Annotated in this window: 28 protein-coding genes; 18 read left to right on the top strand and 10 right to left on the bottom strand. The window is 68.0% G+C overall.

Annotated features, from left to right (window positions below; all coding sequences use genetic code 11):
* Window positions 1-4 precede the first annotated feature (4 nt).
* The gene (locus RKE25_RS06130; protein ID WP_311841370.1) at window positions 5-1,123 is read right to left on the bottom strand and encodes an inorganic phosphate transporter; all 1,119 of its coding nucleotides are present in this window, start codon (window positions 1,121-1,123) and stop codon (window positions 5-7) included.
* 10 nt (window positions 1,124-1,133) lie between these two features.
* Window positions 1,134-1,763, bottom strand: a complete 630-nt coding sequence (locus tag RKE25_RS06125; RefSeq protein ID WP_311841369.1) for a pit accessory protein — start codon at window positions 1,761-1,763, stop codon at window positions 1,134-1,136.
* Window positions 1,764-1,910: 147 nt separating this feature from the next.
* Between RKE25_RS06125 and RKE25_RS06120 the strand changes: the two genes are divergently transcribed.
* On the top strand, window positions 1,911-3,233 hold the full coding sequence (locus tag RKE25_RS06120; RefSeq protein ID WP_311841368.1) for a hemolysin family protein: 1,323 nt from the start codon (window positions 1,911-1,913) through the stop codon (window positions 3,231-3,233).
* A 15-nt stretch (window positions 3,234-3,248) separates the two neighbouring features.
* Here RKE25_RS06120 and RKE25_RS06115 read toward each other — a convergent pair whose 3' ends face one another.
* Window positions 3,249-4,010 carry an RNA methyltransferase gene (locus RKE25_RS06115; RefSeq protein WP_311841367.1) on the bottom strand — a complete coding sequence of 254 codons (762 nt, stop codon included), beginning with the start codon at window positions 4,008-4,010 and terminating at the stop codon, window positions 3,249-3,251.
* 149 nt (window positions 4,011-4,159) lie between these two features.
* On the opposite strand from RKE25_RS06115, the gene RKE25_RS06110 reads away from it, so the two are divergent.
* Complete coding sequence (locus RKE25_RS06110) at window positions 4,160-4,963, top strand: inositol monophosphatase family protein (protein WP_311841366.1); 804 nt, start codon at window positions 4,160-4,162, stop codon at window positions 4,961-4,963.
* 78 nt (window positions 4,964-5,041) lie between these two features.
* On the opposite strand, the gene hda is transcribed toward RKE25_RS06110, so the two are convergent.
* The 4 genes from hda to RKE25_RS06090 all read right to left on the bottom strand — a co-directional run bounded on the left by hda (window position 5,042) and on the right by RKE25_RS06090 (window position 8,595).
* Window positions 5,042-5,752, bottom strand: coding sequence for a DnaA regulatory inactivator Hda (gene hda / locus RKE25_RS06105; RefSeq protein WP_311841365.1), 711 nt, complete (start codon window positions 5,750-5,752; stop codon window positions 5,042-5,044).
* Complete coding sequence (locus RKE25_RS06100) at window positions 5,749-6,921, bottom strand: AI-2E family transporter (protein WP_311841364.1); 1,173 nt, start codon at window positions 6,919-6,921, stop codon at window positions 5,749-5,751. Before RKE25_RS06100 ends, hda begins: the two co-directional genes overlap by 4 nt.
* 87 nt (window positions 6,922-7,008) lie before the next feature.
* On the bottom strand, window positions 7,009-7,593 hold the full coding sequence (locus RKE25_RS06095; RefSeq protein ID WP_311841363.1) for a CDP-alcohol phosphatidyltransferase family protein: 585 nt from the start codon (window positions 7,591-7,593) through the stop codon (window positions 7,009-7,011).
* 21 nt (window positions 7,594-7,614) lie between these two features.
* On the bottom strand, window positions 7,615-8,595 hold the full coding sequence (locus tag RKE25_RS06090) for a DUF2066 domain-containing protein (protein WP_311841362.1): 981 nt from the start codon (window positions 8,593-8,595) through the stop codon (window positions 7,615-7,617).
* A 95-nt stretch (window positions 8,596-8,690) separates the two neighbouring features.
* Here RKE25_RS06090 and purM point away from each other — a divergent pair, with 95 nt between their 5' ends.
* From purM to RKE25_RS06075, 3 genes are all read left to right on the top strand, one after another.
* Window positions 8,691-9,719 carry a phosphoribosylformylglycinamidine cyclo-ligase gene (gene purM, locus RKE25_RS06085; protein ID WP_311841361.1) on the top strand — a complete coding sequence of 343 codons (1,029 nt, stop codon included), beginning with the start codon at window positions 8,691-8,693 and terminating at the stop codon, window positions 9,717-9,719.
* 73 nt (window positions 9,720-9,792) lie between these two features.
* Entirely contained in the window at window positions 9,793-10,458 is a 666-nt protein-coding gene (gene purN / locus RKE25_RS06080) for a phosphoribosylglycinamide formyltransferase (protein WP_311841360.1), read from the top strand.
* A gap of 40 nt (window positions 10,459-10,498) precedes the next feature.
* Entirely contained in the window at window positions 10,499-11,212 is a 714-nt protein-coding gene (locus RKE25_RS06075; protein WP_311841359.1) for a DUF3108 domain-containing protein, read from the top strand.
* An 81-nt stretch (window positions 11,213-11,293) separates the two neighbouring features.
* Here RKE25_RS06075 and murA read toward each other — a convergent pair whose 3' ends face one another.
* Window positions 11,294-12,553 carry a UDP-N-acetylglucosamine 1-carboxyvinyltransferase gene (murA, locus tag RKE25_RS06070; RefSeq protein ID WP_311841358.1) on the bottom strand — a complete coding sequence of 420 codons (1,260 nt, stop codon included), beginning with the start codon at window positions 12,551-12,553 and terminating at the stop codon, window positions 11,294-11,296.
* Window positions 12,554-12,593: 40 nt separating this feature from the next.
* A complete protein-coding gene (locus tag RKE25_RS06065; protein WP_311841357.1) occupies window positions 12,594-12,833 on the bottom strand; it encodes a BolA/IbaG family iron-sulfur metabolism protein in 240 nt (79 codons plus the stop codon).
* Window positions 12,834-13,095: 262 nt separating this feature from the next.
* On the opposite strand from RKE25_RS06065, the gene RKE25_RS06060 reads away from it, so the two are divergent.
* The 12 genes from RKE25_RS06060 (at window position 13,096) to ptsP (ending at window position 23,288) form a co-directional block, all read left to right on the top strand.
* Complete coding sequence (locus RKE25_RS06060; RefSeq protein ID WP_311841356.1) at window positions 13,096-14,109, top strand: KpsF/GutQ family sugar-phosphate isomerase; 1,014 nt, start codon at window positions 13,096-13,098, stop codon at window positions 14,107-14,109.
* Between the two features lie 150 nt (window positions 14,110-14,259).
* Window positions 14,260-14,808 (top strand): HAD family hydrolase, encoded by a 549-nt coding sequence (locus tag RKE25_RS06055; protein WP_311841355.1) that lies wholly within the window; start codon window positions 14,260-14,262, stop codon window positions 14,806-14,808.
* Window positions 14,805-15,407, top strand: coding sequence for an LPS export ABC transporter periplasmic protein LptC (gene lptC, locus RKE25_RS06050; RefSeq protein ID WP_311841354.1), 603 nt, complete (start codon window positions 14,805-14,807; stop codon window positions 15,405-15,407). Before RKE25_RS06055 ends, lptC begins: the two co-directional genes overlap by 4 nt.
* Window positions 15,364-15,957 (top strand): lipopolysaccharide transport periplasmic protein LptA, encoded by a 594-nt coding sequence (gene lptA / locus RKE25_RS06045; RefSeq protein ID WP_311841353.1) that lies wholly within the window; start codon window positions 15,364-15,366, stop codon window positions 15,955-15,957. The genes lptC and lptA overlap by 44 nt, the downstream gene beginning before the upstream one ends.
* Before the next feature lie 3 nt (window positions 15,958-15,960).
* Window positions 15,961-16,680: an LPS export ABC transporter ATP-binding protein gene (lptB, locus tag RKE25_RS06040; RefSeq protein WP_311841352.1), complete on the top strand. Its 720-nt coding sequence runs from the start codon at window positions 15,961-15,963 to the stop codon at window positions 16,678-16,680.
* Between the two features lie 133 nt (window positions 16,681-16,813).
* The gene (locus tag RKE25_RS06035; RefSeq protein WP_311841351.1) at window positions 16,814-18,262 is read left to right on the top strand and encodes an RNA polymerase factor sigma-54; all 1,449 of its coding nucleotides are present in this window, start codon (window positions 16,814-16,816) and stop codon (window positions 18,260-18,262) included.
* 158 nt (window positions 18,263-18,420) lie between these two features.
* Window positions 18,421-18,747 carry a ribosome-associated translation inhibitor RaiA gene (gene raiA / locus RKE25_RS06030; protein ID WP_311841350.1) on the top strand — a complete coding sequence of 109 codons (327 nt, stop codon included), beginning with the start codon at window positions 18,421-18,423 and terminating at the stop codon, window positions 18,745-18,747.
* Between the two features lie 191 nt (window positions 18,748-18,938).
* A complete protein-coding gene (gene hprK / locus RKE25_RS06025) occupies window positions 18,939-19,841 on the top strand; it encodes an HPr(Ser) kinase/phosphatase (protein WP_311842344.1) in 903 nt (300 codons plus the stop codon).
* 4 nt (window positions 19,842-19,845) lie between these two features.
* Complete coding sequence (gene rapZ / locus RKE25_RS06020; protein WP_311841349.1) at window positions 19,846-20,748, top strand: RNase adapter RapZ; 903 nt, start codon at window positions 19,846-19,848, stop codon at window positions 20,746-20,748.
* A gap of 37 nt (window positions 20,749-20,785) precedes the next feature.
* Window positions 20,786-21,178, top strand: a complete 393-nt coding sequence (locus RKE25_RS06015) for a PTS fructose IIA subunit family protein (protein WP_311841348.1) — start codon at window positions 20,786-20,788, stop codon at window positions 21,176-21,178.
* A complete protein-coding gene (locus tag RKE25_RS06010; protein ID WP_311841347.1) occupies window positions 21,171-21,440 on the top strand; it encodes an HPr family phosphocarrier protein in 270 nt (89 codons plus the stop codon). The genes RKE25_RS06015 and RKE25_RS06010 overlap by 8 nt, the downstream gene beginning before the upstream one ends.
* A 117-nt stretch (window positions 21,441-21,557) precedes the next feature.
* Window positions 21,558-23,288: a phosphoenolpyruvate--protein phosphotransferase gene (gene ptsP, locus RKE25_RS06005; protein WP_311841346.1), complete on the top strand. Its 1,731-nt coding sequence runs from the start codon at window positions 21,558-21,560 to the stop codon at window positions 23,286-23,288.
* Window positions 23,289-23,510: 222 nt separating this feature from the next.
* On the opposite strand, the gene RKE25_RS06000 is transcribed toward ptsP, so the two are convergent.
* A complete protein-coding gene (locus tag RKE25_RS06000; protein ID WP_311841345.1) occupies window positions 23,511-24,392 on the bottom strand; it encodes a LysR family transcriptional regulator in 882 nt (293 codons plus the stop codon).
* Between the two features lie 89 nt (window positions 24,393-24,481).
* Here RKE25_RS06000 and RKE25_RS05995 point away from each other — a divergent pair, with 89 nt between their 5' ends.
* On the top strand, window positions 24,482-25,504 hold the full coding sequence (locus tag RKE25_RS05995) for a putative sulfate exporter family transporter (protein ID WP_311841344.1): 1,023 nt from the start codon (window positions 24,482-24,484) through the stop codon (window positions 25,502-25,504).
* Window positions 25,505-25,525: the final 21 nt, after the last annotated feature.

The following is a 25,525-nucleotide window of genomic DNA, read 5'->3' as shown; positions in this document are numbered from 1 at the left end:
CGCGTCAGAACAGCCACTGCGCCAGGCGCACGCCGCCATAAGCCAGCAGGGCCGTGATGGGCAGCGTGAGAATCCAGGCCCACACCATGCGCTCCACCACCGACCAGCGGATCGCGTTCCAGCGCTTGGCGGCTCCGACACCCATGATCGAGGCTGACACGTTGTGCGTGGTGGAGACCGGCACACCCAGCGCCGACGCGGTGAGGATCACCGCGGCCGAACTACCTTCGGCGGCGAAACCGTTGATCGGGTGCAGCTTCACCATCTTGTGGCCCAGCGTCTTGATGATGCGCCAGCCGCCGCCGGCCGTGCCCGCGGCCATGGTCAGCGCACACACCACCGCCACCCACGAAGGCACGTCGAAGCCGCCCGTGGCCGAGCCATGGATGCGCAGGAAACCCAGCCAGCCCGGCAGCCCGTCGAACTGGCCCGCCGCCGTCGCGCCGGCCAGCGCCAGCGCGATGATGCCCATGCTCTTCTGGGCGTCGTTCATGCCGTGGGCCAGGCCCATGGCGCTGGCCGAGACGATCTGCGCCTTGCCGAAGAAGCTGTTGACGAACGGAGTCCGGCCGAAGCGGCGCAGATAACCCGTACGGTTGGAGAACCAGCTCAGCAGCGCGTAAAGCGCCCCCATCAGCAAGAAGCCCATCACGAAGCCGAGCAGCGGCGACACCACCATCGGCACTACGACCTTGGGAACCACGCCCTTGCCCTGCCACCAGTGGTCGCCGCCCTGGGACCAGATGATCGCGCTGAACTTGTCGCCGGACGCGGCGATCGCCGCGCCGACCAGCGCCCCCACCAGCGCATGGCTGGAGCTGGAAGGCAACCCCAGCCACCAGGTGATGAGATTCCACACCGTGGCCGCGCCCAACGCGCAGATCAGCAGCTGCGAACCTGCCGCCACCACGTTGGTGTCGATCAGGCCCGCGGCGATGGTCTTGGCCACCGCCGTGCCCCACAGGGCACCGATGAGGTTGGTGATGGCGGCCAGCAGCACCGCCTGGCCGGGCGTGAGTACCTTCGTCGCCACGACGGTGGCGATGGAGTTGGCGGTGTCGTGGAAACCGTTGATGTAGGTGAAGATCAGTGCGATCAGCACCACCGCGAGAACCATGCTCATCGCGGTCGCCTCAGGAATTCTTGAGGACGATGGAATAGACGATGTTGCCGACGTCGCGGCACTTGTCGATGGCCTTCTCGATCAGCTCGAACAGGTCCTTGGCCAGCATGGCGCGCATCGCGTCGTTGCCTTCCACGTACAGGGTGCGGTACGGCGAGAGCAGCATGCGGTCGCCTTCGGATTCGAGCGTCTGCATGCGGTCCTGCAGCTTCTTGACCGGGTCGATGCGCAGGCCGCGGCGCAGCTCGCCGATCATCTCCGACACCACGCCGGTCGCCTGTTCCAGCACCTGGGCGCGCTGGGCGAAGTCCACGTCGGACACGCGAGGGGCGACGATCTCATAGCGTTCGGCGAACTTCTCCACCGTCTTCGGGATCTTGTACAGCGCCGAGTTCAGCGCCTCGATGTCCTCGCGGTCGAGCGCGGTCACGAACGTATTGACCAGTTCTTCGCTAATCTGGGCGGCCAGCGCCTTCTCGCGCGCCCTCGCGGAAGCGAAAGCGGCCATCACTGGAGCGCGGTCGGTATGGGTGACCAGTTCGTGCAAGGCCTTGGCGCTTTCCCGCGCCGCCTCCGCGCTTTGTTCGAGCAAGCCGTAGAACTTGTCGCCTTTGCCGAAGATCGTCTGCAGTGAAAACATGCGGGAAGCGCCTGAAGTAAAAGAACGAAAGGAAGTGACGGATATGTTACAGGACGCCCCCTCGGGCCCGCACCACGCCCCCGCCGGCCCGGCCCCCACAGGCTTTACACTGGCCGCCATGCCCCACCCCACCTCATTGACCGCCCGATGCTGACCGAGATCGCGACCGTCTTCGTGCTCGCGCTGGCCAACGGCTTCTTTGCCCTGTCGGAAATGGCCCTGGTGGCCTCGCGCAAGAGCCGCCTCAAGCAGATGGCCAAGATCAGCCGGCGCGCCCGCGTCGCCCTTCGCCACGCCGAGGCGCCCGAGCACTTCCTGTCCACCGTCCAGGTCGGCATGACCCTAGTGATCCTGATCACCGGCGCCATGGCCGGCGACGCCCTGGGCGACCACATCGCCGAGGCGCTGCATGGCGGCCAGGCCGCCTGGCTGGAGCCTTACGCGAAAATCATCGGCCTGGTGCTGGGCTTCGTGCTGATCTCCTTCATCCAGATCGTGTTCGGCGAACTGGTACCCAAGCGCCTGGCGCTGTCGGCCCCGGAGCGGTTCTCCGGCTTCGTCGCCATGCCCATGCTGGTGCTCTCGCGCATCGCCACGCCGTTCGTGTGGCTGCTCAATTTCTCCAGCACCCAGCTGCTGCGCCTGCTGCGCGTGAATCAGAAGGGCAGCGGGGCGGTGACCGAAGAAGAAATCCGCCTGCTGGTGGCCGAAAGCGCCGAGCAGGGCGTGCTGGACGCCGACGAACACAACATGGTCAACCGGGTACTGCGCTTGGGCGATCGTACGGTGGACAGCGTGATGACGCCGCGCACCCGCATCGCCTGGCTGGACATAGCCGCCACGCCCGAGGAAAACGACGAGGTCATGCGGGAGACGCCCTACTCCCGGTATCCGGTCTATCGCGAGGACGAGAGCGACGTGGTCGGCGTGGTCGAGGTGAAGAACCTCCTGCGCAATTTCCGCCACGGCTCGCCGGACCTATTCGGCCGCATGGCGAAGCCGCTGTTCGTGCCCGCCACGGCGCGCGCCCTGGACCTGCTCGAAGAGTTCCGCGACGCCGAGACCCAGCTGGCGCTGGTGGTGGACGAGTACGGCGACATCGAGGGGCTGGTGACGCTCAATGACCTGCTTTCAGCCGTGGTCGGCGCCAGCCAGCGCGCGACCCAGGGCGGCGAGGAGACCGCGCCGATCGTGCCCCGCGAAGACGGCAGCTGGCTGGTCGATGGCTCCATTTCCACTGACGACCTGCGCGAACTGCTGCACGTGGACCAGCTGCCGGGGGAGCAGGAACACGAATACCGCACCGCCGCGGGCATGGTGATGGCCGCGCTGGGCCACATTCCGCAGACCGGCGAGGTCTTTGCCTGGCAAGGCATCCGCTTCGAAGTCGTGGATCTCGACGGCGCCCGCATCGACAAGCTGCTGATCACGCCGGCGCGCCGCGACGAGCCGGCCGAAGACGAACAGTAGCGGGCAGGCCGCGGATTATTTCTTTTCGCCGGCCATGCGGGCCATGCGCTGCGCGTCGGCAAAGATGCCGTGCAGGATGCGCAGCTCGCGTTCGTCCATCTGCGCGCGCTGGAACAGCTTGCGCAGCCTCAGCATGATCGTCGTCGGCGCACGCCCTTTGTGGAAATCGATGTCGTCGAGCGTCTCGGCGAGGTGGGCGTAGAAGCGTTCCATGCGGGCGGCGTCGGCCGGCGGTTCGGCATCGTCGCGCACCGGCGCCGCCGGCACCTCGCCGCCCAGCAGGGCCACGCGCAGCTCGTAGGCCATGACCTGCACGGCCTGGGAGAGATTGAGCGAGCTGAAGTCGTCGACGCTGGGGATGCGCACCATCGCGTGGCAGCGCGCCAGTTCCTCATTCTCCAGGCCGGTGCGTTCGTTGCCGAACACCAGCGCTACCTGCTCGCCTCTCGCCGCCGCGGCGAGCACGCGGCCGGCCGCCTCGCGTGGCGACAGCTCTTCCAGGTCCACCCCGCGCCGGCGCGCCGACAGGCCCAGCGCCAGGCTGCAGCCGGCCAGGCCATCGACCAGGCCTTCATGCACCCCCGCTTCCGCCAGCACGTCGTCCGCGCCGGCAGCCAGGGCCGAGGCCTCGGCGTGGGGGAAACGGTGCGGCGCGACCAGGGTCATGTGCGTGAAGCCCATGGTGCGCATGGCCCGCGCCGAACTGCCGATGTTCCCCGGATGCGAGGTCCGGACCAGCACGAAACGGATGAGGGAAGCCAGGTCGGCGGTAGGCATGAGCTTGGACTGCAGGCAGCGAAAGGGGCGAAAGGATAGCGGGAACGGGGAGCGGCAGCCTCGCCATGGGATCGCAAGGTTCCCTGTTCCCTGTTCCCTCCCCCTGCTAGACTACGCGGCCGCAACCCGTTCTTTCGAAAGCCGAAGCCATGCCAAGACCCGCCGTCAACGTCGCGGTGCGCGCCGCTCGCGCCGCTGGAAACGTGATCCTGCGCTACATGAACCGCATCGACGGTCTCAACATCGTCGAAAAGCAACGCATGGACTTCGCCTCGGAAGTCGATCGCCTGGCCGAAGCCGAGATCGTCAAGGAACTGCGCCGCGCCTACCCGACCCACGCCATCCTCGCCGAGGAGAGCGGTGCGATCGGCAAGGGGCCGCTGGTCTGGGTGATCGATCCCCTCGATGGCACGCACAACTACCTGCGCGGCATCCCGCATTTCTCCGTGTCCATCGCCCTGCTCGAAAAGGGTGAGCCGGTGTACGGCGTGGTGTTCGATCCGCTGCGCGGCGAACTGTTCACCGCCAGCAAGGGCGATGGCGCCTACCTCAACGACCGCCGCATCCGCGTCAGCAAGCGCGAGAACCTCGGCGGCGCGATGATCGCCACCGGCTTCCCGTACCGCCAGCGCCAGCACCTGGACGCACAGCTGGACATGACCCGCGCCCTGCTCGGTCAGGCCGAGGACATCCGCCGCTCGGGCTCGGCTGCGCTGGACCTGGCCTACGTCGCCGCCGGCCGCTACGACGGCTACTTCGAGATCGGCCTGAAGCCGTGGGACATGGCGGCCGGCCTGCTGCTGGTGCGCGAAGCCGGCGGCCGCTATGGTGATTTCGCCGGCCGCGACGGCATCCCGGCCAGCGGCAATATCATCGCGGGCAACCTGCACGTGGTGCAGGCCATGACCGAGATCATCGGCGCCAAGTCGACGCCGCAACTGCTCAAGGCCTGAGCCCCCTGTCAGGATCGTGAAAAAGGCGCCTTCGCGGCGCCTTTTTCGTTTCCCTGAGTGGCCGTGCCCGGCAAAGCCTCAACCGGGCGACGCGCCGCCTTCATCCTTCAGGAACTCGCGCAGGAACGGCACCGTGATCCGCCGGCGCGCGGCCAGCGAGGCCTTGTCCAGCCGATCCAGCAGGTCCAGCAAGGCGCCCACGTCCCGCGCATAGCGCGCGAAGAGCCAGTCCAGCACCGCGTCGTCCAGCTCGATGCCGCGCCCACCCGCCTGCGCCTTCAGCACCTCGCGCCGCTCCTCGTCGTCCAGCGGCCGGAGCATCGCCTGCTGGCAGGCGCCGAGGCGCGAACGCAGATCCGGCAGGCCCAGCCCCAGTTGCGCGGGAACGGTCTCGGCCGCGAACAGCATGACCCGTCCTTCGGCGCGCGCCTGGTTGTAGACGTCGAACAGCGCGTGCTCCGCTTCGCGGTCGCCGGCGATGGCGCCCAGGTCGTCGAGCGCGAGGAACTCGCTGCCGGCCACGCCGCGGATGGCGGCGGCGCGCTGCCCGATCGCGGCCAGCGGCAGGTATTGCACGATCCGCCCCGCTTCGCTCGCGGCCTGGCAGGCGGCCATCAGCAAGTGGCTCTTGCCGCTGCCCAGCGGACCGCTGAGGTACAGCCACGGCGCCTGCGGCTCGGTGGCCAGCTCGCGCACCATGGCAACGGTGGCGGCATTGCCGCCGGCGTGAAAATGCTCGAAGCGCTGGCGCCGCGGCCAGCGCAGCGCCAGGGGAAGCTGGGGGATCATTGTTGCTTGTCTTCCTCATCCGGACGCCGGTCCACCCGGACGTCCACTTCGACCGCCTCGTCCCGCTCCACCGAGACGTCCATCTCGGCGATCACCGGGTCCTGGCGGCCCTCTTCCGTATACAGTCGGCTATGGCGGTATCGCTGGCTGAGATAGCGCAGCACCACCAGGATTACGGAGGCGGCCGGCAGCGCCAGCAGGATGCCAAGGAAGCCGCACAGGTAGCCGCCGGCGAGCACGGCGAAGATCACCGCCACCGGGTGCAGGCCGATCTTCTCGCCGACCAGCCGCGGCACCAGCACGTAGCCTTCCAGCAGCTGGCCGATCAGAAATACGCATCCCACCAGCAGCAGATGGCTCCAATCGCCGTATTGCACGAGCACGGCGATCACCGCCGAGCCGAAGCCGACGATGAAACCGAGATACGGCACGAAGCTGAGCAGGCCGGCGATCATGCCGATCAGCGGGCCGACCGACAGCCCCACGATGGAAAGGGCCGCGCCGTAGAAGATACCCAGCGCAAGCATCACCAGCAGTTGGCCACGCACGAAGGCCCCCAGCACCAGGTCGGACTCCCGCGCCAGGTGCGCGACGGTCGGCTCGATCGAACGCGGCAGCATGTCGTCGACCCAGGCCACCAGGCGGTCCCAGTCGCGCAGCAGGTAGAACGCCACCACCGGGATCAGCACCAGGTTGGTCATCCAGGCGATCAGGCCGAAGCCGGAGCGCGTGACCTTGCCGAGTACCGTCGAGGCGACGCTGCCCACCGAGCCGAGGTGATCCTTGATCTCCGCGATCAGGCGGTCCGTATCGAATGCGCTGGGATCCAGCCGCAGCTTGGTCTGCAGCCAGGGCAGCGCCGTGTTGCGCACCCAGTCGACGTAGTGCGGCAGGCTCTGCACCAGGTTGTCCACCTGGCGCGAAATGAGCGGAATCAGCAGCAGCATCGCGCCGACCGCGACCAGGGCCAGCACGAAGAACACCACGCTCACCGCCAGCGTGCGGCCCATGCCGACGCGCTCCAGCCGGTCCGCCAGCGGATCGCCCAGGTAGGCCAGCATCGCGGCCACGGCGAAGGGCATCAGTACCGGCGCGAGCAACCAGAGCAGGTACAGGATGATTACGGTGATCGCCAGCATCTGCCAGCGGCGGGAGGTGTCCTGGGTCATTCGTCGCGGCTCGTCGAGGGAGATGGCGAGGGCGGCTTGCCGGGCGGCATGGCCTCGGCGCAAGTGTGACTGATGCGCGGTGCGCTGTCAGCGCGAGCCGCCATCCGCGCGCTGACTCAGGGCCAGGCGGGCGCGCCGGGACCAGCGCCAGACATAGTCGGCGCCGCTGGCGACACATAGGGCGGCGACCACTCCGGCCAACGGCACGAGCGGTGGCACCGGCCACCCGGCCGCCGCGGCCAGGACCGCGAGCAGATACAGAATCTGCAGCAGCGTGCAGGCTTTGGACAGGTAGCTGGGCTCGGGCCTGAGCACGCCGATCAGCAACCGCCACGCCAGCGCGCCGACCGCGATCACCAGGTCCCGCCCGCATACCAAGCCTGCCAGCCACCACGGCACGAGGCCCTCCACGGCCAGCAGCACGAAGCAGCTGATTAACAGTGTTTTGTCGGCGACCGCATCCAGCACGCCGCCCAGCCGGCTCTGCCAGCCGAACCGGCGGGCGAGGAAACCGTCCAAGCCGTCGGTGAAGCCAGCCAAGGCAATCAGGAACAGGGCCGACTTCGGCTCGCGCGACAGGATCGCCCAGCCGATGGGCAGGACCAGCACCACGCGCGACACGGTGATGGCATTGGGCAGGTGCCGCCAGGGCGATGGCCGGCTATCGGGCATCGCCGCGTGCCTCGTCCGGCCTCAGTGCACCCAGCGGAGGCTGGCGTCCGCACCGGTGTGGGCGTCGCCTTCGAGCAGGCGGCCGCCGGCGGTGAGGCTGCCCGTCATCACGTTGAGCGGCAGGCCGGTCTTGGTGGCGAACAGCATGCCGTCCCCCTGCGCGCTCAGCGTGACCACCTGGCGGACCATGGGGTCGGCCCGCAGCGTAGCGAGCAGGTTGGCGTAGTCGAGCGCCGAATTGACGCCGCTGACCCAGAGCTTGCCGTCCACGTTGCCGGCGCCGATCACGTTGAGCTGCTTGCCGAGCCGGTCGGACAGCGCATTGCCGGCGTCGACCAGGGTCTGCTGGGTCACGGGAGCGCCGCTGGTCCATTTCTGCTGCGGGCCGCCGGAGACCAGATTCCAGTCCGCGCCGTCGGCGCGCAGCTGGCCCAGCAGGACCAGCCCGGTCTTGTACTGCCGGGCCAGGTCGACGATCTGCTGCAAATCGGCCGAGGCCACCGACGGCCCTTCGGCGGTCTTGGCCGGGTCGGCCAGCACCACGTTGTAGCCGCGCTGCGCGACGGCCTGGGAAAGCGGCGCCAGCGCGTTCGCGTCCATCACCGTACCGCCGGCGTCGCGCACCAGCAGGAGCACCGGGGGCTTGCCCGAGGTCCCGGCCACGCCCATCTGGCTGACCGCCCGCTGCACTGCGCCCTGGTCGAAGCTGACCTGCAGTGCCAGGCCACCGCCGGCGGCGCGCTGGTACTGGTATTGCTGGACGATGCCGGGGGCGGACTTGAGCGCGTCGTCGTAACCGGGCTTGCCGCGCAGGTCCTGGCCGCCGGCCGTGCGCGCCAGCACCTGGCTGAGCGCCACGCCGAAGGCTTCGTCGCGCTTGGCCTCGCTGGTATCCGTCACGGGCACGGTCACCGTGTAGGGCGAAACCTGGCCCTGGGCATGCACGGAGGGGATCAGCAAAGCCAGCAGGAGGCCGACGAACAGCAGGCGTGAGAGGCGCATAAGCTCGGATGGCGGCAGGGGAAAACCGCCCGAAGTCTGCCCAATCCGCCCCCCAGCGTCTATCATTACGCGTTTCTCCCCGCCGGTTCCTGCCCATGTCCGACGCTCTTACCTACCGCGCCGCCGGTGTCGATATCGACGCGGGCAATGCTGTGGTCGAACGCATCAAGCCCCTGGTCAAGCGCACGTTCCGCCCCGAGGTGATGGGCGGCCTGGGCGGTTTCGGCGGCCTGTTCGACCTGGCCGGCCGCTACAAGGAGCCGGTGCTGGTCTCCGGCACGGACGGCGTGGGCACCAAGCTCAAGCTCGCCCAGCAGCTGGGCCGCCACGACACCATCGGCATCGACCTGGTCGGCATGTGCGTCAACGACGTGCTCGTGCAGGGCGCCGAGCCGCTGTTCTTCCTGGACTACTTCGCCACCGGCAAGCTCGACGTCGACACCACCGTCGCCGTGGTCGGCGGCATCGCCAAGGGCTGCGAGCTGGCCGGCTGCGCGCTGATCGGCGGCGAGACCGCCGAGATGCCGGACATGTACCCGCCGGGCGAGTACGACCTGGCGGGCTTCACCGTCGGCGCCGTCGAGAAGTCGGCGCTGATGACCGGCGAGGCCATTGTGGCGGGCGACGTGATCCTGGGCGTGGCCGCCTCCGGACCGCACTCCAACGGCTACTCGCTGATCCGCAAGATCGTCGAGCGCGCGGGCAACCCGCTGGACCTCGACCTGGGCGGCGTGACGCTGGCCGATGCGCTGATGGCCCCGACCACCATCTACGTCAAGCCGATGCTGGAACTGCTCAAGAGCGCGCCGGTGCATGGCATGGCGCACATCACGGGCGGCGGCCTGAAGGAAAACATCATCCGCGTCGTGCCGGACGGCCTGGGCCTGGCCATCGATGCCGCGGCCATCGTGCTGCCGCCGGTGTTCGACTGGCTGATGCGCGAAGGCAAGGTCGCCCGCGAGGAAATGTGGCGCACCTTCAACTGCGGCGTCGGCTTCACCGTGATCCTGCCACGCGATGCCGTGGCAGGCGCGTCGGAGCTGCTGTCCCGGCACGGCCTCGCCAGCTCGGTGATCGGCGAAGTGGTCGCCGCGAAGGGCGACGAACGCGTGCATATCGGCTGAGCCGGCGCACGCGACCTGACGTTCTCCATTGCCGCGCCACACTCTCCGGCGCGGCCCGAAGCCCGGCACGCACATGTCTTCTCCCCTCCGCATCGCGGTCCTCGCCTCCGGGCGCGGCAGCAACCTGCAAGCGCTGCTCGCCGCGCGCGACGCCGGCGCGCTGCCGGTGGAATTCGTGGCCGTCGCCAGCGACAAGCCGACCGCCGGCGCGCTGGCGCTGGCCGAGGCGGCAGGCATTCCGCGCCTGGTGCTCAAGCCCAAGGACTACGCCTCGCGCCGCGCCTTCGACCTGGACCTTTTCGCCCGCCTGCGCGATATCGGTGCCGACTTGGTGGTGCTGGCCGGCTTTATGCGCATCCTCGACGGCGAAGCGCTGCACCCGTGGGTAGGCCGGATGATCAATATCCATCCGTCACTGCTGCCCAAGTACCGCGGCCTGCACACGCATCGCCGCGCGCTTGAGGCGGGCGACCTGGAGCATGGCGCCAGCGTTCACTACGTCACCGCCGAGCTCGACGGCGGCCCGGTGATCGCCCAGGCGCGCATCGGCATCGAGACCGGCGATGACGAACAGCGCCTCGCCGGGCGCCTGCTCGCCTACGAGCACCGGCTGCTGCCGGCGGTGGTCCGGCTGATCGCCGCCGGGCGACTGGCCTTCACCGCGCCGGACGGCGTCTCGCTCGACGGCGCGCGGCTGGCCGTGCCGCTGGAGCTACGGGGCGACGAGCTGGTCCGCTAGCCAACGAGGCGTTCAGCCGGCGGGCGTAGACTGCCCCGCCATGGCTACCCTCACCTCTCCCCGCAAATTCCTCGCCGGCCTCGTGCTGGCCGTCTCCGCCACCACCGCTTTCGCCGCTGCTGCGCCCGCGCCGTTCACCGCGACCTATCAGGTGCTGCAGGGCGGCCAGGTCATCGGCGAGGCCACCGTCAGCCTCAAGTCCGCCGGCAACGAGTGGGAATACAGCAACCAGACACGCGGCACCGGCGGCCTGGCCGCGGCGCTGGGCGCGAGTTCCAGCGAGACCACGCGCTTCCGCTGGAACAACGGCGCGCCGGAAACCGTGGCATACGACTACCGCATGAACGCCGCGATCAAGAGCAAGCAGCGCACCACGCGCGTGGACTGGAACGCCAACCAGGTGAGCGTCGACGACGGCAAGGGTGCCGAGACCTATGCCGCCGCGCCGGGGCTGGTCGATCGCAATACCGCCCCCTATGCGATCGGCCTCGCGCTGCACGACGGCAAGCAGACGGTGACCTTGCCGGTGGCGGTCAAGCGCAACGTGGAGAACCAGCAGTTCAAAGTGGCGGGCAACGACAACGTGAAAGTGCCTGCCGGCAGCTTCAATGCGCAGCGCGTCGAACGCACCGACAAGGACCAGAGCTTCAGCGCCTGGTACGTGCCGCAGAAATACCTGGTGCCGGTGAAGTTGACCCAGAGCGACGGCGGGAATCTCACGCTCCAGCTGGTGAGCTACAAGACGGGCCACTAAGCGCCCAAAGAAAAAGGGAGCACGCGGGTCGCGTACTCCCTCGTTCGAGCCAGGCCGGCGGCAGCGCCGGCCTTTTCGTGGTCAGGACGGCAGGCGACGGATCCGCGCGCCCAGCACGCCCAGCTTTTCCTCGATGTTCTCGTAGCCGCGATCGATGTGGTACACGCGGTCCACCGTGGTATCGCCCTGGGCGACCAGGCCGGCCAGCACCAGGCAGGCGGAGGCGCGCAGGTCGGTGGCCATGATCGGTGCGCCGCTCATCTTGTCCACGCCCTTGATGATCGCCGTGTTGCCTTCCAGGCGGATGTCCGCGCCGAGGCGCTGCAGCTCATGCGCGTGCATGAAGCGGTTCTCGAACACCGTCTCGGTGATCACGCCCACGCCCTCGGCCACGCAGTTGAGCGCGGTGAACTGCGCCTGCATGTCGGTGGGGAATGCCGGATACGGCGCCGTGGTGATATTGACCGCCTTCGGGCGACGGCCTTGCATGTCCAGTTCGATCCAGTCCGGTCCGGTGGAAATCTGCGCGCCGGCCTCCTCCAGCTTGGCCAGCACCGAATCCAGCGTGCCGGCGCGCGCGTTGCGGGCGCGCACCTTGCCGCCGGTCATCGCGGCGCCGACCAGGAAGGTGCCGGTCTCGATGCGGTCGGGCAGCACTTCGTACTCGGCGCCATGCAGGCGCTCCACGCCGTGGATGGTGAGCGTGGAGGTGCCGGCGCCCTCGATCTGCGCGCCCATGGCGATCAGGCAGTTGGCCAGGTCCACCACTTCCGGTTCCTGCGCCGCGTTCTCGATGATGCTGGTGCCTTGCGCCAGGGCGGCCGCCATCATGATGTTCTCGGTGCCGGTCACCGTGACCATGTCCATCGCGATGCGCGCGCCCTTCAGGCGCCCGGCCTCAGCCTTGATGTAGCCGTTCTCCACGGTCACCTTGGCGCCCAGCGCCTGCAGGCCGCGGATGTGCTGGTCCACCGGACGCGATCCGATCGCGCAGCCGCCGGGCAGCGAGACCTCGGCCTTGCCGAAGCGGGCCACCAGCGGACCGAGCACCAGGATCGACGCGCGCATGGTGCGCACCAGGTCATAAGGAGCCACGTGGCGGTCGATGGAGCGCGGGTCGACGTGCATCTTCATGCGGTCGTCCAGCACCAGCTGCACACCCATCTGGCCGAGCAGTTCGATGAACGTGGTGACGTCGTGCAGGTGCGGCACGTTGCTGATGGTCACCGGCTCGTCGGCCAGCAGGCAGGAGGCGAGGATCGGCAGCACCGCATTCTTGGCGCCGGAAATACCGACCTCGCCGTTGAGCGGCACGCCGCCGCTGATCAGGATCTTGGCCATTCTTGTCCTTAAAGGTGTTCTGGGAACCGGGCGACGGCCGTCAGCGGCGCGCCGCGGCTTCCTCGGGAGTCAGGGTCTTGAGCGCCAGCGCGTGGATCGCACCGCCCATCAGCTCGCCCAGCGTGGCGTAGACCAGCCGGTGACGCGCCAGCGGGAGCTTGCCGGCGAACTGCACCGCCACCACTTCCGCCTCGAAATGCACGCCGTCGTCGCCGGAAACCTGCGCCTGCGCACCGGGCAGGCCTTGTTCGATCATTGCCTGAATGGTGGCAGCGTCCATCGGGAGTCCAATCGGGAATTCACTTGCTGTGGACGGCGCTGGGTTCATGGGTCCTTCCGGAGCCCATCCGCGCCGACCGTGACGATAAAATGCGAATATGCCATGTTAATGGAAATCCGCTGTCACAGAAACGATGCATCAGCGCCGGAACGGTCGGCCGGTGCGGTTCCATGACAGCCAACCCTTTGAGCGGGAAACCCCAAGGAATCCCATCCGCCGCGCCGGCCAATCCCGCCGCCCCGGCCGCCACACCCGAGGACGCATGAACGCCCACGTCGCCACGCCTACCCAGCCCGCCAAGCTCGACGCCGACACGCTGGTGCGCAGCGCCCGCACGGTGATCGCCACCGAGGCGGCCTCGATCCGCGCGCTGGAACCGCGCATCGGGCCATCGTTCGTGGAAGCCTGCCGTCTGATCATGGGCTGCGCGGGCCGTGTGGTGGTCACCGGCATGGGCAAGTCCGGCCATGTAGGGCGCAAGATCGCCGCCACCCTGGCCTCCACCGGCACGCCGGCCTTCTTCGTTCATCCGGGCGAGGCCAGCCATGGGGACCTGGGCATGATCCTGCCGCAGGACGTGGTGCTGGCCCTGTCCAATTCGGGCGAGACCGACGAAGTCCTATTCATCCTGCCGGTGCTCAAGCGGCAGGGCATTCCGCTGATCGCCATTACCGGCAACGAGCGCTCGTCGCTGGCCGAACAGGCCGACGTGCACCTGGACGCCAGCATCTCGGCCGAAGCCTGCCCGCTGGGCCTGGCCCCGACCGCCAGCACCACGGCCGCCCTGGTCATGGGCGATGCGCTGGCCGTCGCCCTGCTCGAAGCCCGCGGCTTCACCTCCGAGGACTTCGCCCGCTCGCACCCGGCCGGCAGCCTGGGCCGCCGCCTGCTCCTGCACATCAGCGACGTGATGCACACCGGCGAAGGCATTCCGGCGGTCCCGCCGGACGCTTCCCTGACCGAAGCGCTGATGGAAATGACCCGCAAGCACCTGGGCATGACCGCGGTGGTCGATGCCGACCGCCACCTGCTCGGCGTATTCACCGACGGCGACCTGCGCCGCGCCCTGGACGACGAAGGCGTGGACCTGCGCGGCGCCACCGTGGCAGAGCTGATGACCCGCGGGCCGAAGACCATCGGCGCCGACAAGCTGGCCATCGAAGCCGCCCAGATGATGGAGAAGCACCAGATCCACGCTCTGTTGGTGGTCAATGACCGGCAGCAGGTGGTGGGGGCGCTCAACATTCACGATCTGCTCCGTGCCCGCGTGGTGTGATGCCGGGCTGAAGCGGACGGCACAGGCCGCCCCTGCAGATCGCCACCGGACGACAACCCCTGGCCTCACGGCGCGTTATCCCGGCCCTGGCGGCCATCGCCCGGCCGGATTCCTCGTTTCCCAGCACCTCTTAGCTTCGTAGCCGACTCCGTGCCCGCCCATTACCTCGACCACCTTCCCGCCGACCTGCTCGCCCGCGCCGCCAAGATCCGGCTGGCGGTGTTCGACGTGGACGGCACCCTGACCGACGGACGCCTCTGGTACGGCGAAGACGGCCGCGAAACCAAGGTTTTCCACGTGCATGACGGCCTGGGGCTCAAGCTCCTGCAGGCCCATGGCGTGGAGGTGGCGATCATCACCGCGCGCATCAGCCATCCGGTGGCGCTGCGCGCGGAGGAACTGAAGATCGCCAATGTCTACCAGGGCCAGAGCGACAAGCTGGCCTGCTTCCGTGAACTGCTGGCCGCGCTGGGGCTGTCCGCCGAACAGGCCGCCTTCATCGGCGACGATCTGCCGGACCTGCCCTCCATGCGCCAGGCGGGCCTGGCCGTGGCAGTCGCCAACGCGCATCCCTGGGTCGCCGAACAGGCGCACTGGGTAACCACCAAGAGCGGAGGCATGGGGGCGGTGCGCGAAGTCTGCGATCTGATCCTCATGGCCCAGGGCAAGGCCGATACCGAGCGGGAGCGCTGGCAGTGACCTTGCGCGACTACCTGCGCGACCGTCGCCTGACGGTCGCGATCGTCCTGGTCGGCGGCGCCGCGGTGTTCAGCCAGCTGCTGCTGTGGTGGCTGGCGCCGGCCCCCAAAGTGAATGAATTCATTGGCCCGCCCCGCTCCGGCTACACGCTGGCGGACTTCAAAGGCTTCGTCTACGGCGTCGACGGCCGGCCCAGCTTCCGTGTGACCGGGCCCCGGCTGGATCGGCGCGAGGGCGACGACTCGCTGTACATCGACTCGCCCAAGTTCGAGCTGCCGGCCAAGGCCCCGGGCGTGCCGGACTGGCAAGGCGAGTCCCGCTATGGCTGGGTGGACAAGAGCGGCAACCTGCTGAAGCTCCAGGGCCCGGTCTACATGCACCGCCCCGCCTTCGGGGACACACCCCAGGCCGAACTGCATACCTCCGAGGTCACCGCCTGGCCCAAGGAGAACCGCATGGAAACGGCCGAGCCGGCGCAGTTGACCCAAGGCGCCAGTAGAATGAGCGGCGTCGGCATGCGTGCCAACCTCAATGACAATCACCTGGAGCTGCTCGATGACAGCCACGGCTCGTTCCCGCCGCGCAAACGGAAGTCCTGATCTGGCGAGCCGCCTGCCCGCGGCCGGCCTGCTCGCGCTGGCCGCCCTTTCCCTGCTGCCGGCGGTCGCCCTCGCCAAGAAGGACGATCGCAACCAGCCGATGGATTTCACGGCCAAGTCCACTAACGCCTACAACGCGCCCAACACGATGACCACCCTCACCGGCAACGTCAAGCTGACCCAGGGCACGCTGCTGATCACCGGCAGCGAGGCCAAGGTGTACCTGGACAAAGACACGCAGATCTCGCGCGTGGTGGTCACCGGCAACCCGGCCCATATCCAGCAGCTCGACGAGAACAACAATCTCATGCAGGGCGATGCCGCCACGCTGGATTACGACAACATCAACGGCATCGCCGTGCTCACCGGCAACGCCAAGGTGACCCAGCAGGGGCGCGGCACCTTCAACGGCGACAAGATCACGTACAACACCGATACCAGCCTGATCACCGGCGAATCCGGTGGCGACGGCCTGGTGCACGGCACCTTCCTGCCCAAGCCGAAACCCGCCGCACCGGCCACCAGCGCCAAGCCGGCCGAGGGCAAGTAATCGATGCTGTCCGCCGAAGGCCTGCAGAAACGCTTCCGTGCGCGCCAGGTGGTGCGTGACTTCGCCTTTTCCATCCGTGAAGGCGAGGTCGTCGGCCTGCTCGGCCCCAACGGCGCCGGCAAGACCACCTGCTTCTACATGGTGGTCGGTCTGATCGAGGCCGATGCCGGCACCATCAAGCTCGACAAGTACGACATCACCGGCCTGCCCATGCACGCCCGCGCCAAGCTGGGCATCGGCTACCTGCCGCAGGAGCCTTCGGTGTTCCGCCGGCTCACAGTGGCCGACAACATCATGGCCGTGCTGGAGCTGCGCGAGAACCTCAGCGCCAAGCAGCGCGCGACCGAGCTGGAAAGCCTGCTGGACGAACTCAAGATCGCCCACATCGCCGAGCAGCGCGGCATCAGCCTGTCCGGCGGCGAGCGCCGCCGCGTGGAGATTGCCCGGGCGCTGGCCGCAGAACCTCGCTACATGCTGCTCGACGAGCCGTTCGCAGGCGTGGACCCCATTTCCGTGGGCGAGATCCAGCGCATCGTGCGCCACCTCAAGGAACGCGGCATCGGCGTGCTGATCACCGATCACAACGTGCGTGAGACGCTTGGCATCTGCGATCGCGCCTATATTCTCAACGACGGCGAAGTGCTCTCGCGCGGCACGCCGGCGCACATCCTGGCCGACGAGAAAGTTCGCGAGGTGTACCTGGGCCGGGAATTCCGGCTGTAAGCGGTGGCTTGGCCCATGACGGCGCGCGCTCCGTCACATTCAGCCATTCGGCCTACACGGCCATGAGCGGGAAGCTATGGCCGCTATCCACCCCAGGGGTTAGGATGCCCAGAAGCTCATCCAAACCAGTGGCATGAAACCCGGACTGCAGTTTCGTCTCAACCAACAGCTCACCCTGACGCCGCAGTTGCAGCAGGCCATCCGCCTCCTGCAGTTGTCGCAGCTGGAGCTGGAGGCAGAACTGCGCCAGATCGCTGAGAGCAATCCGCTGCTCGAGTTCTCCGAGGACACACCCGCCGAAAACGAGAGCGAGTCCGCCACGTTCGATGCGCCCGCCGAAGCCGCGTCCTCGTCGAGCGACGGCGACGGCGAGGAAGTCGCCGACTGGGGCGAAGCCACCGGCGGGGTTGCCGAGGAGCCGATCGATTTCTCGTCCGCCGGCGGCAGCCGCAACAGCGGCTCGGAAGACGACAGCTTCGAGCCGCAGAACGCCGCGCCGGAAACGCTGCAGGAACACCTGCTGTGGCAGCTCAATCTCACGCACATGAGCCTGCGCGATCGAACTATCGCCGCCGTGATCATCGATGCGCTCAACGCGGACGGCTACCTCGCCGAGACGCTCGAAGCGGTAGCCGCCGCCGTTCCCGCGGACCTGAAGGCCAGCCTCGAGGAGATCGACGCGGTACGCCGGCAGGTCCAGCGCTTCGATCCCACCGGCGTCGCGAGCCTCGACCTGCGCGATTGCCTGCGCGTGCAGCTGGAACAGTTCGACCCCGAACTGCCGCAGCGCGAACTGGCGCTGCGCATCGTCGACAGCGAGCTGGAATTGCTTGCCCGCAACGACATCACCCGCCTGTCGCGCCGCCTGCGCGCGAGCGAAGAGGAAACGCACGCCGCCGCCATGCTGATCCGCGGCCTGGATCCGCGGCCCGGCGCGGCGCTCGACGTGACGCCGGTGGAATACGTCGCGCCGGACGTCTATGCCCGCAAGGACGGCGGCCGCTGGCGGGTCAGCCTCAATCCCGACTGCCAGCCCCGGCTCGGCCTCAATCAGCACTATTGCAGCCTCATCGCGCAGGCGCGGGGCGAAGACGCCAGCTGGATGCGCGGCCAACTGCAGGAGGCACGCTGGCTGATCAAGAGCCTGGAATCGCGTGCCGAAACGCTGCTCAAAGTCGCCGAGGCGATCGTGCGGCGGCAGAGCGCCTTCCTCGACTACGGTCCGGAAGCCATGCACCCGCTGGTGCTGCGCGAGGTGGCGGAAGAAGTGGGCATGCACGAATCCACCATTTCCCGCGTCACCACCCGCAAGTACATCCATACGCCGCGTGGCACGTTCGAACTGAAGCACTTCTTCTCCAGCGGCGTGTCCACGGAAGACGGCGGCAGCGCGTCCGCCACCGCCATCCAGGCCATGCTGCGCAAACTCATCGATGCGGAGGACCCGCGCAAACCCCTTTCCGACCAGGCCATCGCCGAGGAGCTGCACCGCAAGGGCATCCAGGTGGCCCGCCGGACCGTCGCCAAATATCGGGAGGCCATGAGGATTCCCAGCTCCAGCGAAAGACAGCGGGCCGGCTGACCTGCATCAGCCGCCTGCGTTTTTTTGCGCGAGCATGGGAACTTGGAGGGGCGGAAAGCGTCCCCATACCGAGAGATGACAGAGGTGCGTCGGCGTTCAAGCGGCACCGGCGCACCGACCCACGCCGCACCACGCGGCAGTACCAGAGGAGGCGCACTATGCAAGTCCAGCTCAGCGGCCAGAAGATCGAGATCACCCCGGCCCTTCGCGAACGCGTGAACAATCACTGCGAGCGACTTACCCGCCTGGAAGGCCGACTCCTCGAACTGACGATCGTTCTCTCCGTCGACAAGCTCCAGCAGCGCGCCGAAGGCACGCTCAAGGTCCCCGGGGCGGTGCCGCTGCACGCGGAAGCCACCGAGTCGGACATGTACGTCTCCATCGATACCTTGTTCGACAAGCTCGTCGCCCAGCTGCGCAAGCACCGCGACAAGGTCTGCGACAAGCACCAGCGCGAAGTGCGCGAGGAACGCCAGTACGGCTGAACCTCGCCGGCCCGCCCCCTCCCGGGGCGGGCCTTTTCGAATCCTTCTCCCGCCCCCGACGGGGCGCCGGACCGCCCGAACTGGCACAATGTCGGCCAAGCCGCCGGCCTCGACCGGCCACCATGCGGCGCAAAGGATTCGGTTTGGACCGGCTTACCGCCCGACAACTCTACGATGGCGTGCATGAGCGCATGGCCTTGCGCTGGGTCGCCGGCATGCGAGGCGAATCGCGGGTGCTCGAGCGTGGCGTGACCACCTCGCGCCGGCCCTCGCTGATCGGCTATCTCAACGTCATCTATCCGAACAAGATCCAGATCATCGGCACTGAGGAACTGAACTTCCTCGACGGCCTCGACTCCCGCCAACGCTGGGAAGCGATCAACAAGATCGCCGCCTACCAGCCTGTGGCGATGATCGTTACCAAGGACCAGCCCATCCCGGCCGACCTGCGCGAGGTCGCCGAGGAGACCAACACCCCCCTGTGGATCAGCTCCAAGCGCGGCCACGAGCTGCTGACCTGGATGCAGTACCACCTGGCGCGCATGCTGGCGCCGAAGATCACCCTGCACGGCGTGTTTCTGGAAGTGTTCTCGATCGGCGTGCTGATCACCGGCGAGTCCGGCTCGGGCAAAAGCGAGCTGGCGCTGGAACTCATCAGCCGCGGCCACCGCCTGGTCGCCGACGACGCTACCGAGTTCACCCTGATTGCGCCGGACGTGATCGACGGCACCTGCCCAGAGCTGCTGCAGGACCTGCTGGAGGTGCGCGGCCTGGGCGTACTCAATGTGCGCGAGATGTTCGGCCACACCGCCGTGAAGCCGTCCAAGTACCTGCGCCTGGTCGTCCATCTCAAGCCCATGCGCGAGGGCGAGGACACCGACGGCCTCACCCGCCTGACCGGCGACGTCGGCCACCGCGAAATCTTCGAGGTGCAGATACCGATGATCACCATTCCCGTGGCCCCGGGCCGCAACCTCGCGGTACTAGTGGAAGCGGCCGTGCGCAACCATATGTTGAAGAGCAAGGGCATCGATCCGGCCCAGACCTTCATCGACCGGCAGGCTCATCAGATGCGCCGCCTGCCTCCGTGGTGACCCCATGAGCAATGCCTTCTCCACCTCCGACATCCACCAGCCCGACGCGATCCATCTGATCGTGCTCACCGGCATGTCCGGCGGCGGCAAGACCGTCGCCCTGCGCGCGCTGGAAGATTTGGAGTTCTACTGCGTCGACAACCTGCCGACCGCCTTGCTCCCTGAGCTGGTCGCGGCCGTCAGCCATGGCGCGGTGGCCGGCAAGCGGCAGAACATCGCCGTGGGCGTGGACGTGCGCAACCGCGGCGAGGATTTCCTGCGCATGCCCACGGTGCTGTCCGAATTGGCAGCCGCGGGCGTGCAGGTGCACCTGGTCTTCATCGACTGTCGCGACGAAGTGCTGATCAAGCGCTACTCGGAAACGCGCCGCCGCCATCCGCTCTCCGCGCTGGGCCTTTCCCTGCCCGACGCGATCGCGGAAGAGCGCAAGCTGCTGCGTCCGCTGATCGCCATCGCCGAGAAGGTGATCGATTCCAGCGACCTCAACGTGCATCAGCTGCGCCGCCTGATCGCCACCGGCTACGCCCAGGCCACCGATGGCCTGACTCTGATGTTCACCTCGTTCGCCTATCGTCGAGGCCTGCCGTTGGACGCCGATTTCGTGTTCGATGCGCGCTGCCTGCCCAATCCGCACTGGGAGCCGCGCCTGCGCCCGCTGTCCGGCAAGGACGGCCCCGTGCGCGAATACCTCGAGTCGCAGCCGCTGGTGGAGGAATACTTCCACGACACGGCGCGCTGGCTCGACGCGTGGCTGCCGCGCTTCGCCTCCGACGACCGCAGCTACGTGACTGTCGCGATCGGCTGTACCGGCGGGCGGCATCGCTCGGTTTACCTGGTGGAGCGCCTCGCCGCCCATTATCGGGCGCGCCATGAAGGCGCCCTCACCTTCCATCGGGAGCTCGAGTGATGAACCTCCGCGCGCTCCGTATTGCAGGTATCCGGCCATGAGCGTTGGCGTACTGCTGATGACGCATGAGGCGGTCGGCCATGCGCTGATTTCCGCCGCTCATCACGTCCTTCCCAAACTGCCGCTGCGCGTCGAAGCGGTCGAGGTCCCACCCTCGGCCGACCCCGACATCATGCGCAACCTCACCGCCAAGCATGCACGCGAACTCGATACCGGCGACGGTGTCCTGGTGCTGGCCGATCTGTACGGCGCCACGCCGTGCAACATCGGCCTGTCGCTCGGCAAGCTGGGCGTTCACCTGCGCTGCGTGTCCGGCCTCAATCTGCCCATGCTGCTGCGCGTGCTCAACTACGCCGAAAAGCCGCTCGACGAACTGGCCGAAGTCGCAGCCAGCGGCGGGCGCGGAGGAATCTTCATCGACCATGCTTGAAAAAGAGATCGTCGTATCCAACAAACTGGGGCTGCACGCCCGCGCATCGGCCAAGCTGGTGCAGCTCGTGCAGGGTTTCAAATCCACCGTATGGCTGATCAGCAAGGGCCGCGAAGTCAACGCCCAGAGCATCATGGGCGTCATGATGCTGGCCGCTGGCATGGGCACGCCGCTGACGATCCGCACCGAAGGCGTCGACGAGCAGCAGGCGCTGGATGCGGTAGCGGACCTGTTCGACCGGAAATTCGACGAAGGAGCCTGATGTGGAACTGGCCGTGGCGCGTAAGGAACGAGGCTTGACGAGGCGCCCGCACGGCGCGCCGCGCGCGCCGCATTCCGCAGTCCCGGCCCTGCCCCGCGTCCGCGCGGAGGGACGCGCATGAGGCACGTGCTGCCCGGCACCAATGCCTCACGCGGCATGGCCCTCGGCCGCGCCAGGCTGGTGCAGCCCAGCCGCTACCTCGTCGACACCCGGCCGCTGGCCGAGGAAGAAGTCGACGTCGAACTGGAGAAGCTCCACCGCGCCCTCGACACCGCCCGGCAGGAACTGCGCGAGCTGCGCGGCAAGCTGCACGGTGCGCTGGCGCGCGAAGTCAACGAATTCATCGACGCGCATAGCCTGCTGCTCGACGACCAGGAGCTGCTGCGCGGCCTGGACGATCTCGTCCGCGTCGGCCATTACCGTCCCGGCGCCGCGCTTAAGAAGCAGCGCGACCGGCTCGCCGCCGTGTTCGAGGCGATGGACGACCCTTACCTGCGCAGCCGCAAGGAAGACGTCGACCAGGTCATCAATCGCGTCATCTCCGCCCTGCAGCGCCAGACCAGCCGCGAGGAGCGCAAGCTCGCCGCTCGCGTGGGCGAGATCCTGATCGCGGACACCATCGCGCCCGCCGACATGGCGCACCTGGCCGGCAACGGGCTGCTCGGCGTGGTGGCCAGTTCCGGCAGTCCCTACTCGCACAGCGCCATTCTCGCGCGCAGCCTGGACCTGCCCATGCTGGTCGGCGTGCGCGATGCGCTCGCCACCATTCACGACGACGACCTGATCCTGCTCGATGCCGAGCGCGGCGAGGCCGTGGTCCATCCCACCGCACAGGACCTGGCGCGCTATCGCGCCTGGCAGCGTGAAGCCCAGCAGGAGGGGCGCCGCCTGGCCTCCTTGGCGAACGCGCCGACGCGCACGCGCGACGGGATCGACATCCGCCTGCTCGCCAATGCGGAAACCCCGGCCGACATTGCCATGGCCCGCGCTCGCGGCGCCGATGGCGTGGGCCTGTACCGTACCGAGTTTCTGTTCCTGCGCCACAAGGGCCTGCCTTCGGAGGACGAGCAGTTCATCGCCTACCGCGATCTGGTGCTCGGCATGGGCGGATTGCCGGTGACCATTCGCACGCTGGACCTCGGCGCCGACAAGGCCGACGCCGCCGGACTCGCATTGCGCGGCGAGGAGAACCCCGCGCTCGGCGTGCGCGGCGTGCGCCTGTCGCTGCGCTACCCGGCTGTGTTCACCACGCAGATCCGCGCCATCCTGCGCGCCGCCTGCTATGGGCCGGTGCGCGTGCTGGTGCCGATGGTCACCCAGCCTGACGAACTGATCGCCGTGCGCACGCTGTTCAAGCTGGCGCGCCAGGATCTCAAGCGCGAGAACGTCGACCTGCCGGAAAAGCTCCAGCTCGGCGCCATGGTCGAGGTGCCGGCCGCGGCGATCAACGTGCGTTCCCTGCTCGAACACGCGGACTTCCTCGCCATCGGCACCAACGACCTGGCGCAGTACGTGCTCGCCTCCGATCGCGGCAACGACGCGCTCGACAACATCTACAACCCATTGCAGCCGGCGCTGCTGCGCCTGATTTCCTACGTGATCACCTCCGGCCGCCGCGCCAACAAGCCGGTCAGCCTCTGCGGCGAGATCGGCGGCGATACGAAGTTCACCGCGCTGCTGATGGCCCTGGGCCTGTGCGAATTCAGCATGCACTCCAGCCAGCTGCTGCACGTGCGCGACCGCATCGCGTCGCTCAACCACAAGGGTCTGCGGCGTCTAGCGCCGGCGATCCTGCGTTGCCGCACGCACGAAGAAGCGGAAGACCTGCTTTCGCGCATCACCTGTTGAAATCTTTTGCCGTAGGCCCGGTCAGACTTCGAGTCTCCGCCACCACCGCAAGCTCCGCCCGCCCGTCATGCCGGCGCAGGCCGCAATCCAGTAGCGATAACGACCGATGGTGGCGAAACAGCTTAGGAATCCGTTTCGGACCTGCACGCCACGGCGAAGGGCGCCGCCACTGCGTTCCGACCCGCGCCGGCATGACGAGCAAGCGTGAGGCCGCTGAACACGTCACGCTCGCGCATTGGCCAGAAAGGCATCGAGCAACGCTCCGCGATACTTCTCCCGATGCGTCAGCAGGAACAGCTTGCGGCGCAGGTCGAGGAACGGGGTCTTCAGGGCCTTGAGCCGTCCGGCGGCCAGCGTGTCCGTCACCGCGACCGCCGGCAGGCAGGCGATGCCCAGGCCCGCCACCACGGCCTGCTTGATCGCCTCGATCTGGTCCAGTTCTAGCGCCGTCTCTCCAGGCGGCAGCTGCGCCAGCACGCGTTCGCTGGTGGCGCGCGTCGCCGAGCCGGGCTCGCGCAACACCCAGCGCGCGCCGGCGAAGTCCTCCGGCTGGAGCCGGCGCTTGCGCGACAGCGGGTGATCGGGCGAAGCGCAGACCACCAGCGAATCGTCGCGCCAGGCTTCCATCTCCAGCGACGGATGGGCTACCGGGCCTTCCACGCAGCCCACGTCCAGCTCGTGAGCCAGCAGCGCGGTGGCGATCGCATCCGTGTTGGCGACCCGCAGGCGGATCGATACCGACGGATGGGCCCGCACGAAATCGCCCAGCAAGGCGCCGACCAGGTAGTTCCCCACCGTATTGCTCGCACCTATCCGCAACTCACCGGCCAGCGCGGCCGGCCCGCCGCGCGCGAGCCGACCGAATTCGGCGTAACGCTCCAGCAGCTCCTGGGCCAGCGGCAGGAGCTCCTTTCCGCGTGTGTTGAGGCGGAGCCGGCCGCGTTCGCGCGCGAACACCGGCGCATCGAGCTGCCGCTCCATTTCGGCCAGTGCCATGCTCGCGGCCGGCTGGGTCAGGTGCAGCGCTTCCGCCGCGGCGCGCATGCTGCCCAGCCGCGCGATCTGCACGAAGACCTCGAGCTGGCGCGGGCTGATGTTAACCATCAGCGCATCTTATCGGATACATCAGATATTTAAAGTTTTCCTGATGCCATGGCCGCCGGACAATGCGCCGTCTCCAAGGAGTTCGCGTCATGGCCGCCACCACCGTCCCCGCCCCTTCCCCTTCCTTCGGCAATCGCGCCCCCGGCCTGCTGCTGGCCGCAGCCATCGCCCTGGCGGCGCTGGGCCTGGGTCGACTGGCCCCGTTGGTCGGCGGGCCGGTCTTCGGCATCGTGCTCGGTATCCTCGTGCGCAATCTGTTCGCACCCAGCGGCCAGTTCACGCCGGGGATCCAGTTCGCCGGCAAGCAGATCCTGCAGTGGTCGATCATCGCGCTGGGCTTCGGGCTGAGCCTGGATCAGGTCGCCCGCACTGGCCTAGAGTCGCTTTCGGTCACCCTGGTCACCATCACCGTGGCTTTTCTCGCTGCCTGGGGCCTGGGCCGCGCGCTGAAGGTGCACGACAAGCTGAAGATCCTGATCGGCGTCGGTACCGCGATCTGCGGCGGCTCCGCCATCGCGGCGGTCACGCCCATCCTCAAGCCGGACGAGCACGACACCGCTTTCGCCATCTCCACCATCTTCCTGTTCAACCTGGTCGCCGTGCTGCTGTTCCCGCTGCTGGGCCACCTGCTGCACTTGTCGGACCTGGGCTTCGGCCTGTGGGCCGGCACGGCCATCAACGACACCTCGTCCGTGGTGGCGGCCGGCTACAGCTTCAGCAAGGAGGCGGGCGACTACGCCACTATCGTCAAGCTCACCCGCGCCACGCTGATCATCCCGATCTGTCTGGCACTGGCTTTCGCCGTGGCCTGGCGGGAGAAGAAGCAGGGCGCCAGCGATTTCAGCCTGAAGAAGATCTTCCCCTGGTTCATCCTCTGGTTCCTCGTCGCCTCTGCCGTACGCACGGCCGGCCTCGTCCCGGCGGCGATCCAGCCGGCCATCCACATGGCAGCGGAATTCCTGATCGTCGTGGCGCTTACGGCGATCGGCCTCTCGGCCAACCTGCGGCGCATGGCTTCCACCGGCGCGCGCCCGATCCTGCTCGGCCTTGGCGTGTGGGCGGCCGTATCGATCAGCAGCTTGCTGGTGCAGCTCGTCATTGGACAGCTGTGAGGCGCGGTGCAGCCGCGCGGA

The sequence above is a fragment of the Dyella sp. BiH032 genome (genome assembly GCF_031954525.1).
Lineage (GTDB): Bacteria > Pseudomonadota > Gammaproteobacteria > Xanthomonadales > Rhodanobacteraceae > Dyella_D.
This window is presented reverse-complemented; position numbering and strand designations above follow the sequence as displayed.